At 65.2% G+C, this 24,919-nt stretch carries 24 protein-coding genes; 8 read left to right on the forward strand and 16 right to left on the reverse strand.

Features of this window, described 5'->3' with window-relative positions; translation table 11 throughout:
* Nucleotides 1-44 precede the first annotated feature (44 nt).
* A complete protein-coding gene (locus IC761_RS05565; protein ID WP_195802285.1) occupies nt 45-2,921 on the reverse strand; it encodes an EAL domain-containing protein in 2,877 nt (958 codons plus the stop codon).
* 177 nt (nt 2,922-3,098) lie between these two features.
* Nucleotides 3,099-4,097, reverse strand: coding sequence for an NAD(P)H-quinone oxidoreductase (locus tag IC761_RS05570; RefSeq protein WP_195802286.1), 999 nt, complete (start codon nt 4,095-4,097; stop codon nt 3,099-3,101).
* Nucleotides 4,098-4,217: 120 nt separating this feature from the next.
* Here IC761_RS05570 and IC761_RS05575 point away from each other — a divergent pair, with 120 nt between their 5' ends.
* Both IC761_RS05575 and rcdA read left to right on the forward strand, forming a co-directional pair.
* Nucleotides 4,218-4,409: a DUF1192 domain-containing protein gene (locus tag IC761_RS05575; protein WP_195802287.1), complete on the forward strand. Its 192-nt coding sequence runs from the start codon at nt 4,218-4,220 to the stop codon at nt 4,407-4,409.
* A 435-nt stretch (nt 4,410-4,844) separates the two neighbouring features.
* Nucleotides 4,845-5,354, forward strand: coding sequence for a protease adaptor protein RcdA (gene rcdA / locus IC761_RS05580; RefSeq protein ID WP_195802288.1), 510 nt, complete (start codon nt 4,845-4,847; stop codon nt 5,352-5,354).
* Nucleotides 5,355-5,546: 192 nt separating this feature from the next.
* On the opposite strand, the gene rpmE is transcribed toward rcdA, so the two are convergent.
* Nucleotides 5,547-5,774 (reverse strand): 50S ribosomal protein L31, encoded by a 228-nt coding sequence (gene rpmE / locus IC761_RS05585; RefSeq protein ID WP_007599895.1) that lies wholly within the window; start codon nt 5,772-5,774, stop codon nt 5,547-5,549.
* Nucleotides 5,775-5,973: 199 nt separating this feature from the next.
* Here rpmE and IC761_RS05590 point away from each other — a divergent pair, with 199 nt between their 5' ends.
* Together IC761_RS05590 and IC761_RS05595 are read left to right on the forward strand one after the other, a co-directional pair.
* Complete coding sequence (locus IC761_RS05590; protein ID WP_195802289.1) at nt 5,974-7,800, forward strand: ABC transporter ATP-binding protein/permease; 1,827 nt, start codon at nt 5,974-5,976, stop codon at nt 7,798-7,800.
* Nucleotides 7,801-7,869: 69 nt separating this feature from the next.
* On the forward strand, nt 7,870-8,070 hold the full coding sequence (locus IC761_RS05595; protein ID WP_195802290.1) for a hypothetical protein: 201 nt from the start codon (nt 7,870-7,872) through the stop codon (nt 8,068-8,070).
* Between the two features lie 17 nt (nt 8,071-8,087).
* Here IC761_RS05595 and IC761_RS05600 read toward each other — a convergent pair whose 3' ends face one another.
* From IC761_RS05600 to IC761_RS05615, 4 genes are read right to left on the reverse strand one after another with little or no spacing between them, the layout of a single operon-like run.
* A complete protein-coding gene (locus IC761_RS05600; protein ID WP_195802291.1) occupies nt 8,088-8,534 on the reverse strand; it encodes a GNAT family N-acetyltransferase in 447 nt (148 codons plus the stop codon).
* The gene (locus tag IC761_RS05605; RefSeq protein ID WP_195802292.1) at nt 8,534-9,562 is read right to left on the reverse strand and encodes a peptidoglycan -binding protein; all 1,029 of its coding nucleotides are present in this window, start codon (nt 9,560-9,562) and stop codon (nt 8,534-8,536) included. Before IC761_RS05605 ends, IC761_RS05600 begins: the two co-directional genes overlap by 1 nt.
* 36 nt (nt 9,563-9,598) lie before the next feature.
* Nucleotides 9,599-9,964 carry a VOC family protein gene (locus tag IC761_RS05610; protein ID WP_195802293.1) on the reverse strand — a complete coding sequence of 122 codons (366 nt, stop codon included), beginning with the start codon at nt 9,962-9,964 and terminating at the stop codon, nt 9,599-9,601.
* Between the two features lie 16 nt (nt 9,965-9,980).
* Nucleotides 9,981-11,006: a flagellar motor protein MotA gene (locus IC761_RS05615; RefSeq protein WP_195802294.1), complete on the reverse strand. Its 1,026-nt coding sequence runs from the start codon at nt 11,004-11,006 to the stop codon at nt 9,981-9,983.
* A 179-nt stretch (nt 11,007-11,185) separates the two neighbouring features.
* Between IC761_RS05615 and IC761_RS05620 the strand changes: the two genes are divergently transcribed.
* Entirely contained in the window at nt 11,186-12,007 is an 822-nt protein-coding gene (locus IC761_RS05620) for a DUF1295 domain-containing protein (RefSeq protein WP_195802295.1), read from the forward strand.
* The gene (locus IC761_RS05625) at nt 12,004-13,032 is read left to right on the forward strand and encodes an SAM-dependent methyltransferase (RefSeq protein ID WP_195802296.1); all 1,029 of its coding nucleotides are present in this window, start codon (nt 12,004-12,006) and stop codon (nt 13,030-13,032) included. Before IC761_RS05620 ends, IC761_RS05625 begins: the two co-directional genes overlap by 4 nt.
* A gap of 15 nt (nt 13,033-13,047) precedes the next feature.
* Here the strand turns inward: IC761_RS05625 and IC761_RS05630 are convergent, their stop codons facing one another.
* Entirely contained in the window at nt 13,048-13,389 is a 342-nt protein-coding gene (locus IC761_RS05630) for an addiction module antidote protein (protein WP_195802297.1), read from the reverse strand.
* 4 nt (nt 13,390-13,393) lie between these two features.
* Nucleotides 13,394-13,687: a type II toxin-antitoxin system RelE/ParE family toxin gene (locus IC761_RS05635; protein WP_195802298.1), complete on the reverse strand. Its 294-nt coding sequence runs from the start codon at nt 13,685-13,687 to the stop codon at nt 13,394-13,396.
* Between the two features lie 375 nt (nt 13,688-14,062).
* Here IC761_RS05635 and IC761_RS05640 point away from each other — a divergent pair, with 375 nt between their 5' ends.
* Together IC761_RS05640 and IC761_RS05645 are read left to right on the forward strand one after the other, a co-directional pair.
* Nucleotides 14,063-15,253, forward strand: a complete 1,191-nt coding sequence (locus IC761_RS05640; RefSeq protein ID WP_195802299.1) for an efflux RND transporter periplasmic adaptor subunit — start codon at nt 14,063-14,065, stop codon at nt 15,251-15,253.
* Between the two features lie 6 nt (nt 15,254-15,259).
* Nucleotides 15,260-18,415: a multidrug efflux RND transporter permease subunit gene (locus tag IC761_RS05645; protein WP_195802300.1), complete on the forward strand. Its 3,156-nt coding sequence runs from the start codon at nt 15,260-15,262 to the stop codon at nt 18,413-18,415.
* Nucleotides 18,416-18,615: 200 nt separating this feature from the next.
* Here the strand turns inward: IC761_RS05645 and IC761_RS05650 are convergent, their stop codons facing one another.
* The 7 genes from IC761_RS05650 to IC761_RS36065 all read right to left on the reverse strand — a co-directional run bounded on the left by IC761_RS05650 (nt 18,616) and on the right by IC761_RS36065 (nt 24,910).
* On the reverse strand, nt 18,616-19,401 hold the full coding sequence (locus tag IC761_RS05650) for an inositol monophosphatase family protein (protein WP_195802301.1): 786 nt from the start codon (nt 19,399-19,401) through the stop codon (nt 18,616-18,618).
* An 85-nt stretch (nt 19,402-19,486) separates the two neighbouring features.
* Entirely contained in the window at nt 19,487-20,560 is a 1,074-nt protein-coding gene (locus IC761_RS05655; protein WP_195802302.1) for a tetratricopeptide repeat protein, read from the reverse strand.
* A 9-nt stretch (nt 20,561-20,569) separates the two neighbouring features.
* Nucleotides 20,570-21,238, reverse strand: a complete 669-nt coding sequence (locus tag IC761_RS05660) for a thiamine phosphate synthase (RefSeq protein WP_195802303.1) — start codon at nt 21,236-21,238, stop codon at nt 20,570-20,572.
* Nucleotides 21,239-21,241: 3 nt separating this feature from the next.
* Nucleotides 21,242-22,282, reverse strand: coding sequence for a class I fructose-bisphosphate aldolase (locus tag IC761_RS05665; protein WP_195802304.1), 1,041 nt, complete (start codon nt 22,280-22,282; stop codon nt 21,242-21,244).
* A 161-nt stretch (nt 22,283-22,443) separates the two neighbouring features.
* Nucleotides 22,444-23,511, reverse strand: coding sequence for a class II fructose-bisphosphate aldolase (gene fba, locus IC761_RS05670; RefSeq protein ID WP_195802305.1), 1,068 nt, complete (start codon nt 23,509-23,511; stop codon nt 22,444-22,446).
* Nucleotides 23,512-23,565: 54 nt separating this feature from the next.
* Entirely contained in the window at nt 23,566-24,759 is a 1,194-nt protein-coding gene (locus IC761_RS05675; RefSeq protein WP_195802306.1) for a phosphoglycerate kinase, read from the reverse strand.
* Between the two features lie 22 nt (nt 24,760-24,781).
* Entirely contained in the window at nt 24,782-24,910 is a 129-nt protein-coding gene (locus IC761_RS36065; protein ID WP_283814489.1) for a hypothetical protein, read from the reverse strand.
* Between the last annotated feature and the right edge of the window lie 9 nt (nt 24,911-24,919).

Consider the following 24,919-nt stretch of genomic DNA (forward strand, 5'->3'; position numbering starts at 1 on the left):
GCGCTTCGCGCCACCTTCTCCCGCAAGGGGAGAAGGAAGAAAGATTAGCTCGCCGCTTCCAGCCGGACTTCCGTGAGCAGCCGCATTGCGGCATCGGCATCCATCGGCTCGCCGAAGGCAAAGCCTTGCGCGTATTCGCAGCCGAGCTGGTAGAGCTCGACCGCATCCGAATCGGTCTCGGCGCCTTCCGCCACCACGTCCATGCCGAGGTCGTGCGCGAGTGCGATGATCGACTTCAGGATCACAGGCCGTGTGCCGCGATTGGTGGTGCGGACGAATGACTGGTCGATCTTGATGGTGTCGAACGGGAAGCGCTGGAGATAGGCGAGCGAGGAATGACCGGTGCCGAAATCGTCGAGCGACAATCCAGTGCCGAGCTCGCGGATCCGCGTCAGCATCTGGGCTGCGTGCTCCGGGTTTTCCATCACCAGCGATTCCGTCAACTCCAGCTTCAGCGTGCCGCGCGCCACCGAGGAGCGCGACAGCACGGTGCGGATGTCGTGAATCAGATCGTGGCGCAGCAGCTGTCGCGACGAGACGTTGACGCTGGCGAAGATCGGCTCGCGCGAGCGCATCGCGCGCTGCCAGATCGAGAGCTGCTTGGCGGTCTGGTCGAGCACAAACATGCCGAGGTCGACGATCAGGCCGGTCTCCTCCGCAATGGTGATGAATTCCGACGGCGCCATGCGTCCGAGCTTCGGATGATCCCAGCGCACCAGGGCCTCGAAGCCGGCGACCGAACGGTCCTCCAGCCGCACGATCGGCTGGTACAGGATGGTCAGCTCCTGGCGCTCGATGGCGCGGCGCAGCTCGCTCTCCAGCGTCAGGCGATCGGTCTTTCGCGCGCGCATCGCCGGCTTGTAGACGTCGATGCGATCGCCGCCGATGCGCTTGGAGTGATACATCGCAAGCTCGGCGTCCTTGATGATCTCGTCCGTCAGCTGGGTCTGCGGATCGGAGAGCGCCAGCCCGATCGAGGCTGTGAGAAAAATCTCGCGGTCGTTGAAGGCGATCGGCGCGCGGATGGTCTTGCGAATGGTCTCGGCGAAGGCGGTGATGCGGGCCGGGTCTTGCTCGGAGAGCAGGATCAGGCCGAACTGGTCGCCGGCGAGCCGAGCCAGCGTATCCTGCGGCTTCAGGATGCGGGTGAGGCGGCGGGCCAGCGTCAGCAGGATGGAATCGCCGACCGCGATGCCGACGGAATCGTTGACCTGCTTGAAGCGGTCGAGGTCGATCACCATCAGCGTCGGCCGCAGCGTCGGCATGGTCTTGGCGAAATGCGCGACTGCGCCGAGCCGGTCCATGAACAACTTGCGATTGGGCAGGCCGGTGAGGTTGTCGTGCACGGAATCGTGCAGCAGCCGCTCCTCGGCATTGCGCAGCTCGGTGACATCGGTGAGCGTGCCGACCACGCGCGAGACCTCGCCGTCGGAGCCGACCACCGGGCGCGCCTTCAGCGCGAACCACATGAAGTGGCCGTCGGGCGTACGCAGGCGGAAATCCTGCACCAGGCGGCCGCGGCGCTGGTCGAGCACGCTGTCGAGCGCGGCGCGGAAACGGTCCTGGTCGAGCGGATGCAGCACTTCGAGCCAGGACGCGGCCGGGCCTTCCAGCGTGCCGCGCTTGAGGCCGAGCAGGGCCTCGGTCTCGGGGCTGGTGAAAACCTTGTCGGCGGACACGTCCCAGTCCCAGATCAGGTCGCCGGAACCGGCCAGCGCCAAGGCCCGCCGCTCGATGTCGGAGACGACGCCGGTGGTGGCGCCGCCGCCGGCGAAGGCGTGCTGCATCACCGTGAAGCCGATCAGCATCACGATCAGCACCAGGCCGCCGAGCAGCGCCGGGCCGACGATGTCGTTGGTGACGGAACCCGCGACCGTCATGCCGGCCGCGACCACCCAGACCACGAGCAGGAACCAGGTCGGGATCAACAGCACCGCGCGGTCGAAGCCGTGGGTGGAGAGATAGACGATCAGGGCGAAGCCGGCGAATGCGATCAGCACCAGCGAGATGCGCGCGATGCCGGAGGCCACGGCCGGATCGAACAAAGCGAGCGCCACCAGCGAGCCCAGGAAGGCCAGCCAGCCCACCGTGATGTGCGAGTAGCGCACATGCCATCGACTGAGGTTGAGATAGGCGAACAGGAACACCAGCAGCGTCGCCGCCAGGATCGCCTCACCCGCCGCGCGCCAGATGCGCTCGGCGTTGTTCGACATGTCGAGCACCTTGCCCCAGAAGCCGAAATCGACGCCGATATAGACCAGCACCGCCCAGGCCAGCGCAGCCGCCGCCGGGAACATGATGCTGCCCTTCACCACGAAGAGAATGGTCAGCACCAGCGCAAGCAGGCCGGAGATGCCGATCACGATGCCCTGGTAGAGCGTGAAGGAGTTGACCTTGTCCTTGTAGGCCTCCGGCTCCCACAGATAGAGCTGCGGCAGCTTGTCGGTGCGTAGTTCCGCGACGAAGGTGATGACGGCACCGGGGTCCAGCGTGATGCGGAAGACGTCGGCGGTCGGGCTTTCCTGCCGCTCCGGCCGGTCGCCGGTCGAGGGTGTGATGGTCGCGATGCGCGACAGACCGAGGTCGGGCCACAACAGGCCGGACGAGACGATGCGGTAATGCGGAGCGACGATCAGGCGGTCGAGCTGGTCGTCGGTGTTGTTGGCGAGCGCAAACACCACCCAGTTCTGGCCGCCCTCGCGGGCGCGGACCTCGATGCGGCGGACGATGCCGTCGGTGCCGGGCGCGGTGGAGACCTGGATGCGGTCGGCGTCGCTGCGCTGATGCTCGAGCACGCCGGTGAGGTCGATCGCGGGCGCGTCACCGCGAACGCTGACAGCGTCGAGCGCGCGTGCAGGCGACGCGGCAACGAGAATCATGAGGCCCAGCGCGATGGGCGCGAGGCATCTGATCAGACGCAAGGTCAGCTCTCCGCGTTCGACGCAAACTCTGAGTGCAAGGCTAGGTGCAAGGCTAAGTGCAAGACTGGCACGTAAGGGCGATTTCAGACCGGACAGAAGTGGTTCGGCATGGCGCGATAGATGCCACGAAAGCCAAGAAAATCAAAGGGTTTCCGCCGAAACCTGTGGGCCAGCGGCCTAGACCTCCAACACAATTTTGCCAATATGTGCGGAGGTCTCCATGCGCCGGTGCGCGTCGGACGCCTTTTCCAGCGGGAAAGCGCTGTCCATCAGCGGTTTGACGCGGCCTTCGCGCAGCAGCGGCATCACTTTCGCCTCGATTGCGGCCACCATCGCTGCCTTATCCGCATTAGTACGGGGGCGCAGCGTCGAGCCGGTATGGGTCAACCGCTTCACCATCACCTTGGCGATGTTGACGCTGACCTTGGGGCCGTTGAGGGTCGCGATCTGCACGATACGACCGTCGACGGCGGCGGCATCATAGTTGCGATCGACATAGTCGCCGGCGACCATGTCGAGGATCAGATTGACGCCGACATTGTTGGTCTCCGCCTTGACCACGGCGACGAAGTCCTCGTTCCTGTAATTAATGGCGCGGTCGGCGCCGAGCTTGAGGCAGGCGTCGATCTTGTCCTGCGAGCCGACGGTGACGAACACTTTTGCCCCGAACGCCTTCGCAAGCTGGATCGCCATGGTTCCGATGCCGGACGAGCCGCCATGGATCAGCAGCGTCTCGCCGGCCTTCAGCCCGCCGCGCTCGAACACATTGTGCCAGACCGTCATGAGGGTTTCCGGCAGCGCGCCGGCTTCCTTGATCGACAGCGCCGGCGGCACGCTCATGGCCTGGGCGTCCTGGGCGATGCAGTACTGCGCATAGCCGCCGCCGGCGACCAGCGACATCACCTTGTCGCCGATTTTGTGCCTCCTGGCGTTGCTGCCGACCGCGACCACTTCACCGGCGATCTCCAGCCCCGGCAGGTCGCTGGCGCCGGGCGGCGGCGGATAGGCGCCGGAGCGCTGCGCCACGTCGGGCCGGTTGACGCCGGCGGCCTGCACCTTGATCAGGATCTCGTCAGGACCCGGCTGCGGGAGAGCCCGTTGTTCCGGCAGCAGAACCTCCGGCCCACCGGGCTTGGAGATGGCGACCACGGTCATTTGCGCGGGCAGCTTTTCCATGATTTGTCCTTGGAGAAGAGGGCAGGATCGAAAAGACCAGTTGATTAGCCAGAGCGCCCCGCGCTGGCAACCGCTTCAACTTCGTTTGACCGCCTGGCGGACCTGATCGGAGGAACGACGATGCCGATGGAAGACGACGACCGCCCGCGCAAGAAGGTCACCCACGAGATCGGACAGGACCTCTCACTGTTGTCGGTCGAGGAACTGACCGAGCGCGTCGCGTTGCTGAAGACCGAGATCGGCAGGCTGGAAGAAGCCGCCACCAAAAAGCGCGCCTCGCGCGATGCGGCGAACAGTATTTTCAAGTCGTAGCTCGCCACACCATCGCTGTCGTCCCGGATCGGCGCTTACGCTTGTCTGGGACGACAGCGGAGTGTGTCGCTGGCTCGGACGACGACGGAGAGACCGTTCAACTCAGCCACTGGCCGACATGGCTAACGAACCCTCAAAATAATCGTTCGTTTACTCTCAATTAAGCTTTCGAGTTTATGACTGGCGCTGTCCTCGTTTGGACACCGAGTGGCTCCTGTCCACTCTGTTTGACGCCTCCCTGTTATCAACTTTCAAAGCCGCCGGTCTTCCGGCGGCTCTTTTTTGTGTCTCACCGAGGTTGCATTCCGAGGAAAGACCCGCGGAAACCATATCCGCGCTTGCCGCTGGACTCCGCGCTCCGCCCGCGCAATGATTTGTTCATCATAAGCCGGCGCCAAGCCGGGTGGGTAGACAGTTGCGTAAGGGGCGTTAACCATGGAACGTTTGCAAGCCGACGGCGCTCTCGTTCAACTCAGCGAGCGGTTCACCAATTCTGCGGCCTTTGGCGCCCTGTTCCGCGAAGGCATGGATCTCGTCGAGGAGACCGCGGCCTATCTCGACGGCGCCGGCCGCACCGAGGCCAAGGCGCTCGATCGCGCCGTCAGCCTCACCTACGCGACCGAAAGCATGCGCCTCACCACCCGCCTGATGCAGCTCGCCTCGTGGCTGCTGCTGCATCGCGCGGTCAAGGAAGGCGAGATGACGCTGGTCCAGGCCAACCGCGAGAAGACCAAGGTCAAGCTTTCCGCCGCCGATCCCGGCCCCACCGACACCATCGAGAAGCTGCCGACGCAGCTCCAGGACCTGATCCATCGCTCGATGAGCCTCCAGACCCGCGTGCGCCGTCTCGACACCACGATCCACAACCCGCCTGCCGATCACCCCGCGATCGGCAACCCGCTGGTGCCGCAGCTCAACGCGCTGAAGGCCGCGTTCGAGCGGTAGGCCCGGCTCTCGTAGGGTGGGCAAAGGCGCAACGCGCCGTGCCCACCATTTTTCTTCCAAGACCGCGAAAGTCGGTGGGCACGCTTCGCTTTGCCCACCCTACGAATTCTCGATCTTGGTCTACGGCCTCCAAAAAACAAAAACGCCCCCGGTCCTCCGGGGGCGTTTTTCATCTCCAGCCTTGCGGCCGGATCAATCCTTTTTGAGAAAGCCCGAAAACTTCTTCTGGAAGCGCGAGACGCGGCCGCCGCGATCCATCAGCTGGGCGTTGCCGCCGGTCCAGGCCGGGTGCGACTTCGGGTCGATGTCGAGGTTCAGCGTGTCGCCTTCCTTGCCCCAGGTGGAGCGGGTCAGGTACTCGGTTCCGTCGGTCATCACGACCTTAATCGTATGATAATTCGGGTGAATTTCGGCTTTCATGGCAATTCCTAGGGCGACCGGCGCCGCTCGCTTGAGTGATGATCAATGACGGATTTGGCGGCTCTATACCCCACGGGGGGTCTTAAAACAAGCCATTGCGGGGACAGGAGGACCGGGTCGTCCCCTCAGGAACATGCCGGATTTGCCACACCCCCTGTGGCGGCCTATTTGGAACGGAAACATCCTAGGGTCGGATCTCATGAGCGCAGTTGAACGGCTTGAAACCGGGCCCCCAGAGGCCCCGTCGATCGAAGCCGATCTGATCGAGCAGCCGGCAAAGAGCCGCGCGAAGCTGCGGCCGCTGCTGGCGCTCGCGCCCTACGTGGCCCGCTATCGCGGCCGCGCCGCGCTCGCCTTCGTCGCGCTGACGGTCGCCGCGCTGACCACGCTCTTGGTGCCGGTCGCGGTGCGCCGGATGATCGATTTCGGCCTGACGCCGGAAGGCATCGCGCTGATCAACAGCTACTTCTCGGTGATGATCGCGGTGGTCGCCGTGCTCGCGCTCGCGAGTGCCGCGCGCTACTATCTGGTGATGACGATCGGCGAGCGCATCGTCGCCGATCTGCGCAGCGATGTCTTCGCGCATCTGCTCTCGCTCTCGCCGTCCTTCTTCGATTCCGCGCGCAGCGGCGAGCTAGTGTCGCGCCTCACCGCCGACACCACGCAGATCAAATCCGCGGTAGGCGCCTCCGTGTCGATCGCGCTGCGCAACCTGATGATGTTCTTCGGCGCCGCCGCGATGATGGTGATCACGAGTCCGCGCCTGTCCGGCTTCGTGCTGCTCGCCATTCCCCTGATCGTGTTGCCGCTGGTCGCCTTCGGCCGCTGGGTGCGGCGTCTGTCGCGCAATGCGCAGGATACGCTGGCAGACGCTTCCGCCTATGCCGGCGAGCTGATCGGCGCGATCCGCACCGTGCAGGCCTACACCAGCGAGGGGTTGGCTGCGAAGCGCTTTGGCGGCGAGGTCGAGCAGGCCTATGAGGCCGCGCGCACCTCGACCCAGGCGCGCGCCGTGCTCACCGCCATCATCATCTTCATCGTGTTCGCAAGCGTGGTCGCGATCCTCTGGATCGGTTCGCATGACGTGCTCACCGGCGCGATCACGCCGGGCCGGCTCGGCCAGTTCGTGCTCTATGCAGCGTTTGCGGCGGCGGGCCTCGGTCAGCTCAGCGAGGTCTGGGGCGAAGTCTCTGCGGCGTCGGGCGCTGCCGAGCGCCTGTTCGAAATCTTGCATGTGAAGCCGGAAATCGCCGCGCCCGCTTCTCCGCGCGCGCTGCCGGCGCCGGCGCGCGGCGAGGTCGGCTTCGACCATGTCAGCTTCGCCTATCCCGCGCGGCCCGACGTCAACGTGCTCGACGCCGTGTCGTTCGCGGTGCAGCCCGGCGAGAAGGTTGCGATCGTCGGTCCGTCCGGCGCCGGCAAGAGCACGATCTTTCACCTCCTGCTGCGCTTCTACGATCCGCGTAGCGGTGCGATCTCGCTCGACGGCGTGCCGGTCAAAGCCGCCGATCCCCGCGACTTCCGCGCCCGCATCGCGCTGGTGCCGCAGGAGTCCAACGTGTTCGCCGCGAGCGCCCGCGAGAACATCCGCTTCGGCCGGCCCAATGCGACCGATGCCGAGGTCGAGCGCGCGGCCGAGCTCGCGCATGCCGCCGAGTTCATCCGCCGCCTGCCCGAAGGCTTTGACACCCCGCTCGGCGAGCGCGGCGTGACGCTCTCCGGCGGCCAGCGCCAGCGCATTGCGATCGCGCGCGCGATCCTGCGCGACGCGCCGTTGCTGCTGCTCGATGAAGCCACCTCAGCGCTCGACGCCGAAAGCGAGACGCTGGTGCAGACCGCGCTCGAGGAGCTGATGCGTCACCGCACCACGCTGGTGATCGCCCATCGGCTCGCAACCGTGCTGTCCTGCGACCGGATCCTGGTGATGGACCAGGGCAAGATCGTCGAACAGGGCACGCATGCCGAGCTGGTCGCCGCGAACGGGCTCTATGCGAGGCTGGCGCGATTGCAGTTCGAGGGCATTTAGCGCGGAACCAGAAGCGCGTCTGTCTGTTGCAACCCCGTCCGATTGGCTCGGGAGATGCAGGAGAGGAACATGCCCTTTCGTCGCGGAGGGTTTGCGCTGACGCCGCCCTCGCTCGTCATATTCGTGATTTCGCTGGTGCTGGCGCTGGTCGCGCTCTTGGTGCGCTACGCCCATGTTTCGGTGCCGATCATCAGTGCCGCGCACGTGTTTGATGTTCTGGCCCTGGCCTATGTCATATTGACGGTTGGCGTCCTCTTCAGGGGCATATGAGGCTTGGACCCCGTGCTTTACGGCTTCCATTCCAGCTTCAGCACCGGCCGTCCCGAGGTCGGGTTCAAATCGTCGCCGGCGTGCGCAAAGCCGTTGCGCTCGTAGAAGCGGATGGCGCGGGAATTGTCCTTGTTGACGAGCAGGGTGATGCCTATGGGCGACAGGCGCTTGGCTTCCTCGACCAGCAGCCGCGCCGCGTCCGAGCCCCAATGCGCGGGATCGACCACGAGCTGGTCGAGATAGCCCTCGCCGTCGATCGTGACGAAGCCGGTCAGCGCGCCGTCCGCTTCCGCGACGACGATCGACGCCTTCGGCACCAGATCCTTGCGCCAGCGTTCGCGCCACCAGTCCAGCCGCGCGGCGAAGTCGATCTGCGGATAGGCCTGCTGCCAGGTGCGATGCCACAAATCGATCGCGGCTGCTTCGTCGGCGGCCACGTAGGGGCGGAGGTGGAGCGCGCTCACTATCGTTCCGTCAGCTTCAGCTCGATGCGGCGGTTGCGCTTGTAGGCGTCCTCGGTGTTGGCGGTGTCGAGCGGCTGGAATTCGCCAAAGCCGGCGGCAACCAGGCGCTGCGCCGGCACGCCGAGCGAGATCAGATATTGCACCACCGAGATCGCGCGCGCCGCGGAGAGGTCCCAGTTCGACTTGAAGTTCGGCCCGTTGACCGGGCGTACGTCGGTGTGACCGTCGACGCGCAGCACCCAGGCAATCTCGGGCGGGATCTTCTTGTCGAGCTCGATCAGCGCGTTCGCGACAGTGTCGAGCTCGGCGCGGCCTTCAGGCAGCAGCGTCGCCTGGCCGGTGTCGAAGAACACTTCGGACTGGAACACGAAGCGGTCGCCGACCACGCGGATGTCGGGGCGATTGCCGAGAATGGCGCGCAAGCGCCCGAAGAACTCGGAGCGGTAGCGCGACAATTCCTGCACGCGCTGCGCCAAAGCAACGTTCAAGCGAGAACCCAGATCGGCGATGCGGTTCTGCGATTCCTTGTCGCGCTTCTCGGATGCGTCGAGCGCCTCTTCCAGCGCCGCCAATTGCCGGCGCAGCGCGCTGATCTGCTGGTTCAGCACCTCGATCTGCGCCAGCGCCCGCGCCGAGACGGCCTTCTCGGAATCCAGCGCCTTGCCGAGCTCGGTGGTCTTGCCCTGCGCGTCGTTGCCGGCGGCAGCTAAGCCGTCATAGAGGCCCTTGATGCGGTCGCGCTCGGACTCCGCCGAGGCGAGGCCGGCCTTCAACGACGAGACCTGGTCGTCGAGCGTGAGCTTGCCGAGCTTTTCCAGCGACAAGAGCTCGTTGAGCTGCGCGATCTTGGCGTTGAGCAGCTCCAGCGCCTTGTCCTTGCCGGTCACCTCCTGCGACAGGAAGAACTGGACGACCAGGAAGACCGACAGCAGGAACACGATCGACAGCACCAGCGTCGACAGCGCATCGACGAAGCCGGGCCAGTAATTGAAGGCGCCTTCGCTGCGGCGGCCGCGGGCTAGAGCCATTCGAGTGCCTTTGCGTTGTCGTTGTCTGCCCTGGCGTTATGGGAGATGGCAGACTGCTTCGATATTGTGACCGTCCGGATCGAGCACGAACGCTCCGTAGTAGTTTGCATGGTAATGCGGACGTAATCTGGGCGGTCCGTTGTCCTTGCCGCCCGCGGCGATCGCTTCATCGTAGAAACGCTCCACGGTCGCCCGGTCGGGCGCCGTAAAGGCGATATGTGCGGCCGTTTGGGTCGGCTCACGCAGGCCGATCCAGAAGAAGGCCTTTGGACGGATGCCATAGCCGGCGAAGCGTTCGCCATCGGCGTACAAGCGCGTGATCCCCAGGGCGCGCAAGGTCCGATCGTAGAACGCCTTCGACCTCTCGATATCGGTGATGCCGATTGTGACGTGATCCAGCATGGCCGCTCTCGATCAACTAACTCTTCTCGGGCTGGCGCGCGATGCGCTCCAGCAGGCGGCGGATCTCGCGGTTCTGCTCGCCCTGGCCGTCGGCCCATTCGCGGATCATCTGCTGCTCGGTCCGCATATGCGAGACCAGCGCCTGGATCGCCTCGGCGAGGCTCGCCATCGCCGCGGTGGTGCCGCGGCTGGCGCTGCCTTCCTCGAGCACGGAGCGCAAGCGCTCGACAGCGGCCTGAAGCTCGCCGCTGGCAACGCCGCCGCCACCGCTGACGGCCGCAACGGCAACCTCGCCGCTGCCATATTCGCGCACGGTGGTGGCGAGCCAGTCCTCGAGGTCGGTGTAGAAGCGGTTTTGGGCCTGGCTCGATTGCAGGTCGAGGAAGCCGAGGATCAGGGAGCCTGCGAGGCCGAACAGCGAGCTCGAAAACGAGATGCCCATGCCGCCGAGCGGGGCGGCCAGCCCCTCCTTCAGCGTGTCGAACAGAGCGCCGGCATCGCCGCCGACCTTGAGCCCGTCGATCACCTTGCCGACCGAGCCGACCGTCTCGATCAGGCCCCAGAAGGTGCCGAGCAGGCCGAGGAAGACCAAGAGGCCCGTCATGTAGCGGGAGATGTCGCGGGCTTCGTCGAGGCGGGTCGCGATCGAATCGAGCAGATGCCGCATGGTCGTCTGCGTGATGCTCATCCGCCCGGTGCGCTCGCCGCCCAGGATCATCGCCATCGGCGCCAGCAGCTTCGGGTGCCGCGCCGGTGCCAGACCGGGATCGGCGATGCGGAAATTGTTGACCCAGGACACCTCGGGGTAGAGCCGGATGACCTGGCGGAAGGCCAGCACGATGCCGATGAACAGCACCGCCCCGATCAGGGCGTTCAGTCCCGGATTGGCGAAGAAGGCCTGGATGATCTGCTTGTAGAGCACCACGCCCACCAGCGTGCACAGCACCAGGAAGACCAGCATCCGCACCAGGAAGACGCTGGGCGAGGACAGTTTTGTGTACTCGATCTCGATGGTGGAGCGGGGCGAGGCGCCTGACGGCATGGCCGGTATCATCCGTTACGAAAGCTTGCTTCCGCACTATGGCACAGCGCCGGCCCAAAAAAAGCGCCGGATGTGCGGATTTCGGGACAGGGCGCGGAACCCAAAGCTGAAACCGCGCTTTGATATCTGCGTATTTTGCAAAACTTCGACAGTCCACAGGCTTAGCTCGGATTTTTTGCATGGCGACGTATCTTGGGGGGCTGGCGGCCATCGCGCTCTCGCTCGCGGTGCTGATGGCGCTCGCCTGGGTCGTGCAGCAGCGCACCGGCAATTCCGGCTGGGTCGATACGATCTGGACCTTAGCGGTCGGCGTGGTCGGCGCGGCCAGCGCGCTGTGGCCGGTTGCGGGTGAGGGGCCCCATGCGCGGCAGTGGCTGGTCGCGGGTCTGGTCGCGCTGTGGTCGGTCCGGCTCGGCACCCATATTGCGATCCGCACGGCCGGAATCACCGACGATGCCCGCTACGCGACGTTTGCCGCCGAATGGGGCCTCAGCGCCCCGCGGCGGATGTTCATCTTCCTGCAAAACCAGGCGCTCGGCTCGGTGCCGCTGGTTTTCGCGATCTTCGTCGCCGCACATGTCCCCGCGCCGGGCTTGCGCGTTCAGGATGTTCTCGGTGCCGCGATCCTGCTGATCGGCATCGCAGGCGAGGCGATCGCCGACGCGCAATTGCGTCGCTTCCGGCATGACCCTGCCAACCATGGCAAGGTGTGCGAGGTCGGGCTGTGGCGCTGGTCGCGCCATCCCAATTATTTCTTCGAATGGCTTTGCTGGCTCGCTTTTCCCGTGATCGGGCTTGCGGCCGGTTATCCCTGGGGCTGGGCCAGCCTGCTCGCGCCGGTCTTCATGTACTGGATCCTGGTCCACGTCACCGGCATTCCGCCGCTGGAGGCGCAGATGCTGCGCTCGCGCGGCGAGCGCTACCGCGCCTATCAGGCGCGCACCAGCATGTTCTTTCCCCTGCCGCCCAAACAAGAACAGACCAAGGGAGTGGTCGCATGAGCGTCGCCTCCACCATCATCGGGACTGCCGAACGCGTGCCGCTGCCGGACCTTGTGGTCCGCGCCGCGATCCAGCGCCTGTGCTCGCGCACCGCGACGCGCCTTGCCGCGCACAGCGCGTCCGACGATGCCGCCTTCGCGGGACGGATGATGTTGCGGCCGATCGCCGAGCATACCGACGCCGCCAACATCCAGCATTACGAAGTGCCGCAAAGCTTCTTCGCGCAGGTGCTGGGCCCCAACCGCAAATATTCGTCCTGCTTCTACAAGACCGATGCGACCACCTTGCAGGAGGCGGAGGAGGAGGCGCTGCGCCAGACCGTCGAGCATGCCGGCCTCGCCGACGGCCAGACCATTCTCGAGCTCGGCTGCGGCTGGGGTTCGCTGTCGCTGTGGATGGCGCGTCAGTTTCCGCACGCGAAGATCACCGCCGTGTCGAACTCGCAGTCGCAGCGCGCCTATATCGAGGACATCGCGCAGCAGCGCGGGCTCTTGAATTTGCGCGTCGTCACCGCCGATATGAACGTGTACGCGCCGGAAGGCCAGTTCGACCGCATCGTCTCGGTCGAGATGTTCGAGCACATGATGAACTGGCGCAAGCTGATGACGCGCGTGCGCTCATGGCTCGCCCCCGAGGGGCGCTTCCTCATGCACATCTTCACCCACCGCGCCGGCTCTTATCTGTTCGACCGCGCCAATCGCGAGGACTGGAACGCGCAGCACTTCTTCACCGGCGGGGTGATGCCGAGCCATCATCTCATCCGGCAATATGCCGACATCTTCGACATCGAGAAGGAATGGTGCTGGAGCGGCGCGCATTATCAGCGCACGGCAAATGACTGGCTCGCCAATTTCGATCGCAATCGCGACGCGATCGAAGCGACCTTGCGCAACGTCTATGGCGACGAAACTTACCTATGGATTCGCCGCTGGCGCTGGTTCTTCCTCGCGACAGCAGGCCTGTTCGGCTACGCCGACGGAACGGAGTGGGGCGTCAGCCACTACCGGATGAAGGCGGCGGATTAGCGGGCACGATCGTGACTAGGCAGCCTTGCGGGCTCGCGGCTTCGCTGACCTGCGCGGCTTGCCGGGCTTTCTCGGCAAGGGACGCGCAGTCAAACCTAAGCCTAGCGCGCGCAACACCCCCAGCATCGTCGAAAATTCCGGGTTGCCCGCCTCGCCGAGGGCCTTGTACAACCCCTCGCGGCTCAGCCCCGCAGATTTTGCGATCTCGCTCATGCCGCGGGCACGCGCAACAATATTCACAGCGTCACGGATGAATGCCGCGTCACCAGTCTCAAGCGCCGCCGTAATGAATTCGGCCTGCGCTTCCGGCGTATCCAAATATTCCGCCGCATCAAATGGTGTCGTTTTCAGCGCCATCGCTTTACTCCAGTTCCGCAAGCATCGCACGTGCCCGCTTGATGTCCGCGTCTTGCTTTCGCTTGTCGCCACCGCAGAGCAGGATGACCATCGCGGCTCCGCGTTGCGCCGCATAGAGTCGGTATCCCGGGCCGTAGTCGATTCTGAATTCAGACAGGCCCGCACCCAAGGACTTCACGTCGCCAAGCGCGCCCCGTTCGATCAATGCGATTCGGCTTGCGATGCGCGCAACTGCGCGACGGTCGCGTAACCCGGCAAGCCAGCCTCGAAATGCTTCAGTCTGTACAACATCGACCACGAATGAGAATGTAAACCATAGTTCACAGCAAGGCAAGGCTGGGTGAGCGGATGTCACGTGCCGTATGCGATGGCATCGTCCGCATGCGAGAGGGGAGCGAGCGCGGCTCGACCGATCAACCTGAAGCCATTCCGCTCCCGACGTTGCGATGTTCTGTCGCAGCACGCCGCGACGGAACCCTGACTCACAATCCGGTGAGTCCACAAAAGGCCCCTGACCTCAGCACGATAGGCTCGTGTGACATTGAGCCGCCCGCGCGATGCGTTGCGTCGCAGCAAGTCCCTTCTATTTTGATCGCGTCAGCCGCGCAGAATTGTCCAGAACGGGTCCGCGCGGCGCGCGATCAGTTTCAACAATTTCGGGGCACCCCTCTTCATGTCAGGACTTCGAGCGCGATCGGCATGCGTTGCAATGATGCTCGCGGCCTTTGCGCCGCTGCTGGGCGCTTGCGATGAATCCTCTTCCGCTGTCTCCGCCCAGCCCTCCGAACCCGATGTCAGCGTCGTCGTCGTCAAGCCGCAAGCCCGCGCCGTGGTGCGCGAGTTGCCCGGCCGGATCGCGCCGACGCGTGTCGCCGAGGTGCGGCCGCGCGTCTCCGGCATCGTGGTCGAGCGCCTGTTCCGGCAGGGCAGCGAGGTGAAGGCGGGCGATCCGCTCTATCGCATCGATCCGCGTCCGTTCGAGGTCGAGGTGCTCGCCAACGAAGCCGCGCTCGCCAAGGCCGACGCTGGCCTAATGCAGGCGCAGCGGCAGGCGCGCCGCATCGCGACGCTGACCAGCCAGCGCGCGGCACCTGAAGCCGAGAACGAAAAGACCATCGCCGCCGAGCTTCAGGCCAAGGCCGAAGTCGAGGGCCGCAAGGCCGACCTCGCGCGCGCAAAGCTCAATCTCGATTATGCCACCGTGCGCGCCCCGATCGACGGCGTGGTCGGCGCGGCCCTCGTCAGCGAAGGCGCGCTCGTGGTGCAGAACGAGACCAATCTTGCCACCGTGCAGCAGCTCGACCCGATCTATGCCGACTTCACCCAGTCGGTGACCGAGCTCAACCAGCTCCGCCGCGCCTTCGAGACCGGCGATCTCGATCGCATCGCGGCCGATGCCGTCAAGGTGCGCCTCGTGCTCGACGACAACGCGGTCTATGCGCTCGACGGCAAGCTGCTGTTCTCCGAGGCCAAGGTCGACGCCCATACTGGTCAGGTGACCTTGCGCGGCGAGTTCCGCAATCCCAAGCGCGAGCTGCTGCCGGGCATGTATGTTCGCGTCCGGCTCGACCAGGGCCTCGACTCTGACGCGATCGCCGTGCCGCAGCAGGCGGTGCAGCGCAATGGCGGCGGCGGCAGCGAGGTGTTCGTCGTCAAGGACGACAACCGCATTGTGGTGCAGCCGGTGCGCACCGGCTCGGTGCAGGACGGCATCTGGTTCGTCACCGACGGACTGAAGGCCGGCGACAAGGTCGTGGTCGAAGGCTTTCAGAAGTTCGCTGCCGGCGACAAGGTCAAGCCGCAATCCTGGTCGGAAGCGGATGCGACCGCCGATGTCAGGCACGCCCTCAAGGTCACGCGGTAACGCGCCATGCCGAGCTTCTTCATCGACAGGCCGATCTTCGCCTGGGTCGTCGCGCTGTTCATCTGTCTGATCGGCGCGATCTCGATCCCGCTATTGCCGATCGCGCAATATCCGATCATCGCACCGCCCTCGATCTCGATCTCGACCAGCTATCCGGGTGCGTCGCCGGAAAACCTCTACAACAGCGTCACGCGGCTGATCGAGGAGGAGCTCAACGGCGCCTCCGGCATCCTCAATTTCGAATCGACCAGCGACTCGCTGGGCCAGGTCGAGATAACAGCCAATTTCCAACCGGGCACTGATACCAGTGCGGCCTCCGTCGAGGTGCAGAACCGCATCAAGCGCGTCGAGGCGCGGCTGCCGCGCGCGGTGATCCAGCAGGGCATATTGATCGAGGAAGCCTCCAGCGCGGTGCTCCAGATCATCACGCTGAACTCGACCGACGGCAGCCTCGACGAGGTTGGGCTGGGCGACTTCATGATCCGCAACGTGCTCGGCGAGATCCGGCGTATTCCCGGCGTCGGCCGCGCCACGCTCTATTCGACCGAGCGCAGTCTTCGTGTCTGGGTCGATCCGGCAAAACTCGTCGGCTATGGGTTGACGGCAGACGACGTCAACAAGGCGATATCAGCGCAGAACGCGCAGGTCGCCTCAGGCAGCATCGGCGCCGAGCCGTCGACGGCGAGCCAGCGCACCTCCGCCCTGGTGCTGGTCAAGGGCCAGCTCTCTTCTCCGGACGAATTCGGCGCCATCATCCTGCGCGCCAATGCCGACGGCTCGACCGTGCGCTTGCGCGACGTCGCGCGCGTCGAGGTCGGCGGCCTCAGCTATCAGTTCAACACCCGGCTCAACGGCAAGCCGACTGCGGGTCTGTCCGTGCTGATGTCGCCGACCGGCAATGCGCTGGCGACCGCGAGCGCGGTCGACGAGAAGATGAAGGAGCTGTCGCGCTTCTTCCCGGCCAACATCTCCTATGAAATCCCCTACAACATCACGCCGGTGGTCGAGGCCTCGATCAAGAAGGTGCTGTCGACGCTGGTCGAGGCCGTCGTGCTGGTATTCGCAGTGATGTTCCTGTTTCTCCAGAACATCCGCTACACCATCATCCCGACCATCGTGGTGCCGGTAGCGCTGTTGGGCGCTTGTACCATTCTGCTGCTTGCCGGCTACTCCATCAACATGCTCAGCATGTTCGGCATGGTGCTCGCGGTCGGCATTCTCGTCGACGACGCCATCGTGGTGGTCGAGAACGTCGAGCGCATCATGGCGGAGGAAGGCCTGCCGCCGAAGGAGGCGACGCGCAAGGCGATGTCGCAGATCACTGGTGCCATCATCGGCATCACGCTGGTGCTGATGGCGGTGTTCGTGCCGATGGCGTTCTTCCCGGGCTCGGTCGGCATCATCTATCGCCAGTTCTCGGTGACCATGGTCGCGGCGATCGGCTTCTCCGCCTTCCTGGCGCTGTCGCTGACGCCGGCGCTGTGCGCGACCCTGCTCAAGCCCGTCGCGGCCGGCCACGCTCACGCGAGGCGAGGCGTGTTCGGCTGGTTCAACCGCATGCTCGAAGGCGGCAAGGAAGGCTATTCCCGCACCGTCGGCTTCTCGCTGAAGCGCACCGGGCGCCTGATGCTGGTCTATGTCGCGCTGCTGGCCGGCCTGTCCTGGGCCTTCGTCAATCTGCCCGGCGGCTTCCTTCCGGTCGACGACCAGGGCTTTGTCACCACCGACGTGCAGACGCCGTCGGACTCGTCCTACGGCCGCACCGAGGCGGTGATCGAAAAGGTCGAAAAATATCTGGCGCAGCGGCCGGGCGTGGGCAACGTCACCTTCCTCACCGGCTTCAGCTTCTCCGGCCAGGGCATGAACACCGCGCAAGCCTTCATCACGCTGAAGGATTGGTCGGAGCGTGGACCGAAGGAGTCCGCTGCCGCGATCGTCAACGACATCAATCGGGATCTGTCGTCGTCGATCCGCGACGCCAAGATCTCCGCGCTCCAGCCGCCGCCGATCGACAATCTCGGCAACTCGTCCGGCTTCTCGTTCCGTCTCCAGGATCGTGGCCAGAAGGGCTATCCGGCCCTGATGCGCGCCGCCGATCAGCTGATCGCGGAAGCCAATGCCAGCCCGGTGTTGCAGAAGGTCTATGTCGAGGGCCTCCCTGAGGCCGGCGTGGTCAATCTCGTGATCGACCGCGAAAAGGCCGGCGCCTTTGGCGTCACCTTCGAGGACATCAACAACACGATCTCGACCAATCTCGGTTCGAACTACATCAACGACTTCCCGAACCGCGGCCGCATGCAGCGCGTCGTGGTGCAGGCCGATAGTCGCGACCGCATGAAGACCGAGGACATCCTCAACTACAACGTCAAGAACTCCCACGGCCAGCTGGTGCCACTCTCCTCCTTTGCCACGGTCGAATGGTCGCGCGGCCCGACCCAGATCGCCGGCTTCAACTATTATCCGGCCGTGCGCATCTCGGGCGAAGCCAAGCCCGGCTTCACCTCGGGCGATGCCATCGCCGAGATGGAGCGGCTCGCCGGCAAGCTGCCGCGCGGCTTCGGGTATGAATGGACCGGCCAATCGCTCCAGGAAAAGCTGTCAGGCTCGCAGGCGCCGTTCCTGCTGGCGCTGTCGGTGTTCGTGGTGTTCCTGTGTCTGGCCGCACTCTACGAGAGCTGGACCATTCCGCTTGCGGTGCTGCTCACGGTGCCACTCGGCATCGTCGGCGCGGTGGTGGCGGCGATGCTGCGCGGTTTGCCGAACGACGTCTATTTCACCGTCGGCCTGATCACCATCATTGGCCTCGCCGCCAAGGACGCCATCCTGATCATCGAGTTCGCCAAGGATCTGCGCAAAGAGGGCAAGCCATTGGTCGAAGCGACGATCGAGGCCTGTCGCCTGCGCTTCCGTCCGATCCTGATGACCGGCCTTGCCTTCATCTGCGGCGTGCTGCCGATGGCCATTGCCCACGGCGCCGGCGGCGCCAGCCAGCAATCGCTCGGCACCGTCGTGATGGGCGGCATGATCGCGGTGGTGATTTTGGCACTCTTGATGGTGCCGGTGTTCTTCGTGTCCGTGCAGCGCGTGCTGGCGGGAGACCGGGAGAAGGTGGCGAAGGTCGAAGGCGAGACGTATGGGCCGCCGGCGCCGGTGAGGCCATAGGCACGAGCGCGTTGGCGGTTGCTTTCTTCGCCTCTCCCCGCTTGCGGGGAGAGGCCGTATCGCATCGTGAGATGCGATACGGGTGAGGGGACTCTCCGCGAGTCCAACTTGTACCGAATTTTCGGAGGCAGCCCCTCACCCCAACCCTCTCCCCGTAAGAACGGGGCGAGGGAGTGCATCATTGATGCGTCGCGCTACCCCTACCTCCGCAACACCTTCACCAGTTCCCCGTGCACGTACTCGTTCCCGCACACTACGTCGCCCGTGACCAGCGCATCGCCCGGCGTGTTGATGTCGCTGATCGTGCCGCCCGCTTCCTTCACCATCAACAGGCCGGCCGCGATGTCCCAGGATTGCAGATTGCGTTCCCAATAGCCGTCGAGGCGGCCGGCGGCGACGAAGGCGAGGTCAAGCGAGGCGGCGCCGAAGCGGCGCAGGCCTGCGACGCGATCCTGGATCGCGGTCATCTCGCGGCGGAATTCCTCGTGGTCGCCGCGGCCGATATGGGGCAGCCCGCAGGCCACCACGCATTCGTTGAGCTGGCGGCGGCCGGCCACGCGCAGGCGCTGGTCGTTGAGGAAGGCGCCCTTGCCGCGCTCGGCGATGTAGAGCTCGTCATTGGCGGGGTTGTAGATCACGCCGGCGATTACCGTGCCTTCGCGCGACAGCCCGATCGAGATCGCGAATTGCGGGATGCCGTGCAGGAAGTTGGTGGTGCCGTCCAGGGGATCGACGATCCAGGTGTGGCTCTTGTCAGAGCCTTCGCGCATTCCCCCTTCCTCGCCGATGAAGCCATAGCCGGGCCGTGCCTTGGCGAGGTCCTGATAGAGGATCTCTTCGGCGCGCTTGTCGGCGAGCGAGACGAAATTCGCCGGGCCCTTCAGCGAGACCTGCAAATGCTCGATCTCGCCGAGATCGCGCTTGAGGCTGCGGCCGGCGCGGCGCGCCGCTTTGACCATGACGTTGATAGTGGCGGAATACAGCATGAGCTCTGATCTTGATCGGGGGCGAGAGGCGCGAAACCGCGCCATTTGAGGGGATTGGGTGCCCCGCGAGGGGCCGCACGTCAAGTCATTTGGTCCCGAGCCATTTCCTGGCGGCGGCCTCGGCCTTGGCGCGGTCATCTGCGGGAAGGTCCGCCAGTTGCTTGTCGAGCTCAGGATCGCCCTTACCGGCGGTTTTCGCCACCAGGTGCCATTTGAAGCCCTCGACCTTGTCCGCGGGCGCGCCCACGCCGTTGATCAGCACCCAGGCCAGCCGGTTCTGCGCGATCGGTGAGTTCTGGCGGGACGCCTTGCGCAGCAGCGCGACCGCGGCGGGCTTGTTCTGCGGCGTGCCGGTGCCGTTGAACAGCGCGATGGCATATTCGACCTCGGCATCGACATTGTCCGCGAGCGAAGCCGCCTGGAGCAGCCGCACCGCCTTGTCGGGGTCCTTCGGCACGCCGGTGCCTTCCTTGTAGAAGGTCGCGAGCGCGTATTGCGCCTCGGGCAGGCCGGCGTCCGCCGCCTGGCGCAACAGCTCGGCGGAACGCTTGACGTCCTGCGGCAGCGTCTGGCCGTCGAGATAGAGCAGCGCGAGATTATAGGCGGCCTTGGGCTCGCCGAGCTTGGCGGAAGAGGCCATCAGCTTCACGGCTTCGCCCTTGTCGACCGGGCCGCCGCGACCGGACATGCGCAGCATCGCGAGCGCGAACATCGCCTCGCGGTCGCCGGCGTCGGACGCGCGCTTGTACCATTCGACCGCCTTGGCGTAGTCGCGCCTGATGCCCATGGCGTTGGAATAGAGCTCGCCCAGCATGGTCATGGCCTTGGCATCGCCGGTCTTGGCGCGCGCGCTGGCGAGATCGAACGCGGTCTTGTATTGGCCGCGCTGATAGGCGCCGAACACCAGATCGACATTGGAATTGTCGGCGGGGGGCGCGGGGATCACGGTTGCAGGCAGCGTCGGGCTCGGCGAGGCCGACGGTTTTGGCGCCGCCTCCTTTTTCTTCTTGGTGATCGTGTGCGGGGCTGCTTTGGGTTTCTCCTTGGCCTTCTCAGCCGACGGGCTCGGCACCGTGGCCGGCGGCGCGATCTGGACCTGTGCGGCTGCGGGCGCTGCCAGCAGCAGCGCGGCGAGAAGGGCGATGCGGGAGAGCGTCATCTCGGGCGCTTAAGCCTGGCCCACGGCAAGCGCCGCATGGGCCTTCTTGATCGCGGCATCCGCCTCGACCAGCGCGGCCTTCGGCCCGCGCGGATCGGCCCAGATGACATCGCCGACCAGCACGAAATCGGCGCCGCTGGCGGCGAAGGCGTGCGCCTCTTCGATCGAGGTGGCAAAGCCGACGCAGGGCGGCTCGAACAGCTCGGCCCACCAGTCGAGCCGTTCGGCGATGGCCTGCGCCGACGGGCGCTCGCCGGTCGCATCGGGCTCGCCGAACAGCACATAGTCCGCGCCCATCTCGCCGGCGTTCATGGAATCGTGGCGCGTGGTGAGGCCGCCGACACCGGCGATGCGATCAGGCTTCAGCGACGGCATCGCCTCTTCCAGCGTGGCGATGCCGGTGAGATGCGCGCCGTCGGCGCCGCCGCGTGCGACCAGCTCGTGATGGCCGTCGACGAGCAGCGCCGCGCCCGCATTCTGCACGACCGGTGCGAGCGCCTTGATCCGCGAGATCATGGTGCGCTGGTCGGTCTCCTTCAGCCGCAGCAGAACGGCCGCGACATCGGCGGCGGCGAGCAGCGCCGGCAACTCGGCCAGGAGCGAAGCGGGATCATCGACCACAGGCGTCGCGAGATAGAGGCGCGGCGCCGGGCGCGGCGGAGGCGATTTGTTCGACAAGATCTAGGCTGCCTTCTTTTCCAGGCTGCTCTGCCATTCGCCCCTGGAGGCGAGGCCGTTCATGCGTGCGCGATGGCTGAATGCGTTTTGCCCGGCTGCGACATTCTCGGCTTTGCCGGACCAGGCCTTCTGCGGCGCGGCTTGCAGCGCGCGGCCGTAGGAGAAGGTCAGGCCCCAGGGCAACGGCCCGAGCTTGTGCATGGCATTGAGATGCGCGGTCGCCTCTTCATCCGACTGGCCGCCGGAGAGGAAGGCGATGCCGGGGACGGCCGCGGGCACGCAGGCCTTGAGCAGGCGTATCGTCTTTTCCGCGACCTCTTCCACCGAGGCCTGCTTTGCGCATTTCTTGCCTGATATCGCCATGTTCGGCTTCAGCACCATGCCCTCGAGCGCGACGCGCTGCACGCGCAATTCCTGGAAGGTTTTGTTGAGCACGCGTTGCGTCACCTCATAGCAGCGGTCGATGTCGTGATCGCCGTCCATCAGCACCTCCGGCTCGACGATCGGCACGATCTGCGCGGCCTGGCACAACGCAGCATAGCGCGCCAGCGCATGCGCATTGACGCTGATCGCGGTCATCGAGGGAATGCCCCGGCCGTCAGTGCCGCCGCCGATATCGATCACCGCGCGCCATTTGGCGAAGCGCGCGCCGCGCTCGTAATACTTCTTGAGGCGATCGGCGAGCTTGTCGAGCCCGATTGTGACTGTTTCACCCGGGCACATCGGCAAGGCTTGCGTGCCTTCATCCACCTTGATGCCGGGGATCGCGCCGCTACTCTCGATCAGCTTCACCAGCGGCGTGCCGTCCTTCGCATCCTGCCAGATCGTTTCGTCATAGAGGATCACGCCGGAAATGTACTGGCTCATCGCCTCCCTGGAGCGGAACAGCATCTCGCGATAGTCGCGGCGGCTTGATTCCGTCGATTCCACGCCGATCGCGTCAAACCGCTTCTTGATGGTCCCGGAGGATTCGTCGGCGGCAAGGATGCCCTTGCCGGGGGCGACCATGGCGGTCGCGATTCCATTGAGCTCAGTCAGATTCATCGAGAGGTCCTCCCAAAACGATTCTGCCCTTGCCTGTGAAAATAGACGGTTCTCGGGCAATTGCCGAGTTAACGTTGGTCGCAGGGGAAGGGGCGATCGGTCATTCCGGGGCGCGCCCCTTGGCGCGAGCCCGGAATGACGGGAGAAGGTGCCTGCGGTGCTTACGCGACGCGGGGGTCGAGCTCGCCCTTGGCGTAGCGCTTGGCCATGTCGGCGGGGGTCAGGACCTTCTTGAACTTGGAGGCCTGGCCTGCGGTATTGAACTCCTGGAGCCGCTGCTTGCACAGCTTGACCATGGCTTCCATGGCGGGCTTCAGGTACTTGCGCGGATCGAACTCTTCCGGATTGTCCTTCAGGATCTTGCGGATCTGGCCGGTCATGGCCATGCGGTTGTCGGTGTCGATGTTGATCTTGCGCACGCCGTGCTTGATGCCGCGCTGGATCTCGGCAACCGGCACGCCCCAGGTCGGTTTCATCTTGCCGCCGTTGGCGTTGATGATGTCCTGGAGGTCCTGCGGCACCGAGGAGGAGCCGTGCATGACGAGATGCGTGTTCGGCAGCTTGCGGTGGATCTCCTCGATCACGTTCATGGCGAGGATGTCGCCGTCCGGCTTGCGGGTGAATTTGTAGGCGCCGTGAGACGTCCCCATCGCGATCGCGAGCGCGTCGACCCTGGTCTCCTGCACGAACTTCACGGCCTCGTCCGGATTGGTCAGCAGCTGGTCGTGGCTGAGCTTGCCCTCGGCGCCGTGGCCGTCTTCCTTGTCGCCCATGCCGGTCTCGAGCGAGCCGAGCACCCCCAGCTCGCCCTCGACCGAGATGCCGCCGAGATGGGCCATGTCGGTCACCGTCTTGGTGACGCCGACATTGTAGCCCCAGTCGCCGGGGGTCTTGCCGTCGGCCTTGAGCGAACCGTCCATCATCACGGAAGTGAAGCCGGCCTGGATCGCGGTCATGCAGGTCGCCGGCTCGTTGCCGTGGTCGAGATGCACGCAGACCGGGATGTGCGGATAGATCTCGGTGACGGCATCCATCATGTGCTTGAGCATGACGTCGTTGGCGTAGGAGCGCGCGCCGCGCGAGGCCTGGATGATGACGGGCGCGTCGACCTGGTTGGCCGCGTCCATGATCGCCAGCGCCTGCTCCATGTTGTTGATGTTGAAGGCCGGTACGCCGTAATCGTGTTCCGCCGCATGATCGAGCAATTGACGCAACGTGATCCGAGCCATCTGTATCTTTCTCCCGTTTGGGCCAGTGCGGCCGCTAACTTATCGCCGACTAAATTACTTGGTACGCAAGACCTCGACGCCGGGCAGGGGCTTGCCTTCCATCCATTCAAGAAATGCGCCACCGGCGGTCGAGACATAGGTGAATTGACCGGCCACGTTGGCCTGGTTGAGGGCCGCGACCGTGTCGCCGCCGCCCGCGATCGAGATCAGCTTCTTGGCCTTGGTGCGCTCGGCGGCATGCTTGGCGGCCGCGACCGTGCCGCGGTCGAACGGCTGCATCTCGAAGGCCCCTAACGGTCCGTTCCAGACCAGCGTCGCGGCATCGTCGATCGCGGCATGGATCCGCGCGATCGATTGCGGGCCGACGTCGAGGATCATGCCGTCGGCCGGGATCGCATCGAGGCCGTAGGCATGCGACGGCGCGTTGGCCGCGAAATGATAGGCGACGGTGGCGTCGACGGGGAGAATGATCGCGCAATTGGCGGCTTCCGCCTTCTCCATGATGCGCAGTGCCGTCGGCGCGAGATCCTTCTCGGCCAGCGACTTGCCGATTCCGACGCCCTGGGCGTGCAGGAAAGTGTTGGCCATGCCGCCGCCGATCACCAGCGCATCGACCTTGTTGACGAGGTTTTCCAGCAGGTCGATCTTGGTCGAGACCTTGGCCCCGCCGATGATGGCGATGACCGGCTTGGTCGGCGACCCCAGCGCCTTCTCCAGCGCCACCAACTCGGCCTGCATGGTGCGGCCGGCATAGGCCGGCAGCTTATGGCCGAGGCCTTCGGTCGAGGCGTGGGCGCGGTGCGCCGCGGAGAAGGCGTCATTGACCCAGATGTCGCCGAGCTTTGCCAATTCCGCGACGAAGGCCGGATCGTTCTTCTCTTCCTCTTTGTGGAAACGGGTGTTTTCCAGGCACAGGATATCGCCGTCCTTCAACGCCGCCACGGCCTTCGCGGCGGGCTCGCCGATGCAGTCGTCTGCAAAGGCGACGGGCTTGCTCACGACCTTCGACAGCGCGTCCGCTACGGGCAGAAGCGAGTCCTTGGCATCGCGGCCCTTCGGCCGGCCGAAATGCGCGAGCAGGATGACCTTGCCGCCCTTGTCGGAAATTTCGGTGATGGCGGGCGCGACGCGCTCGAGCCGGGTCGCGTCGGTGACGCGACCATTGTCCATGGGGACGTTGAGATCGACGCGCAGCAGCACGCGCTTGCCCTTCACGTCGACGTCGTCGAGGGTACGAAAACTGGCCATGTCTGATCACTCGCTTATGACACTAGGGCGCATCGCGCTCGGGTGGGCTGCCTTCCTGCCTGGTCGTGATCTTGCCTCCCTGGCGCATGCCATACGCGATCAATGCGAACAGCAGGATGACGCCGGGGATCCCGATCCAGGCAGGAAGCATGACGCTCCC

This window comes from Bradyrhizobium commune (assembly GCF_015624505.1).
Taxonomy (GTDB): Bacteria; Pseudomonadota; Alphaproteobacteria; order Rhizobiales; family Xanthobacteraceae; genus Bradyrhizobium; species Bradyrhizobium commune.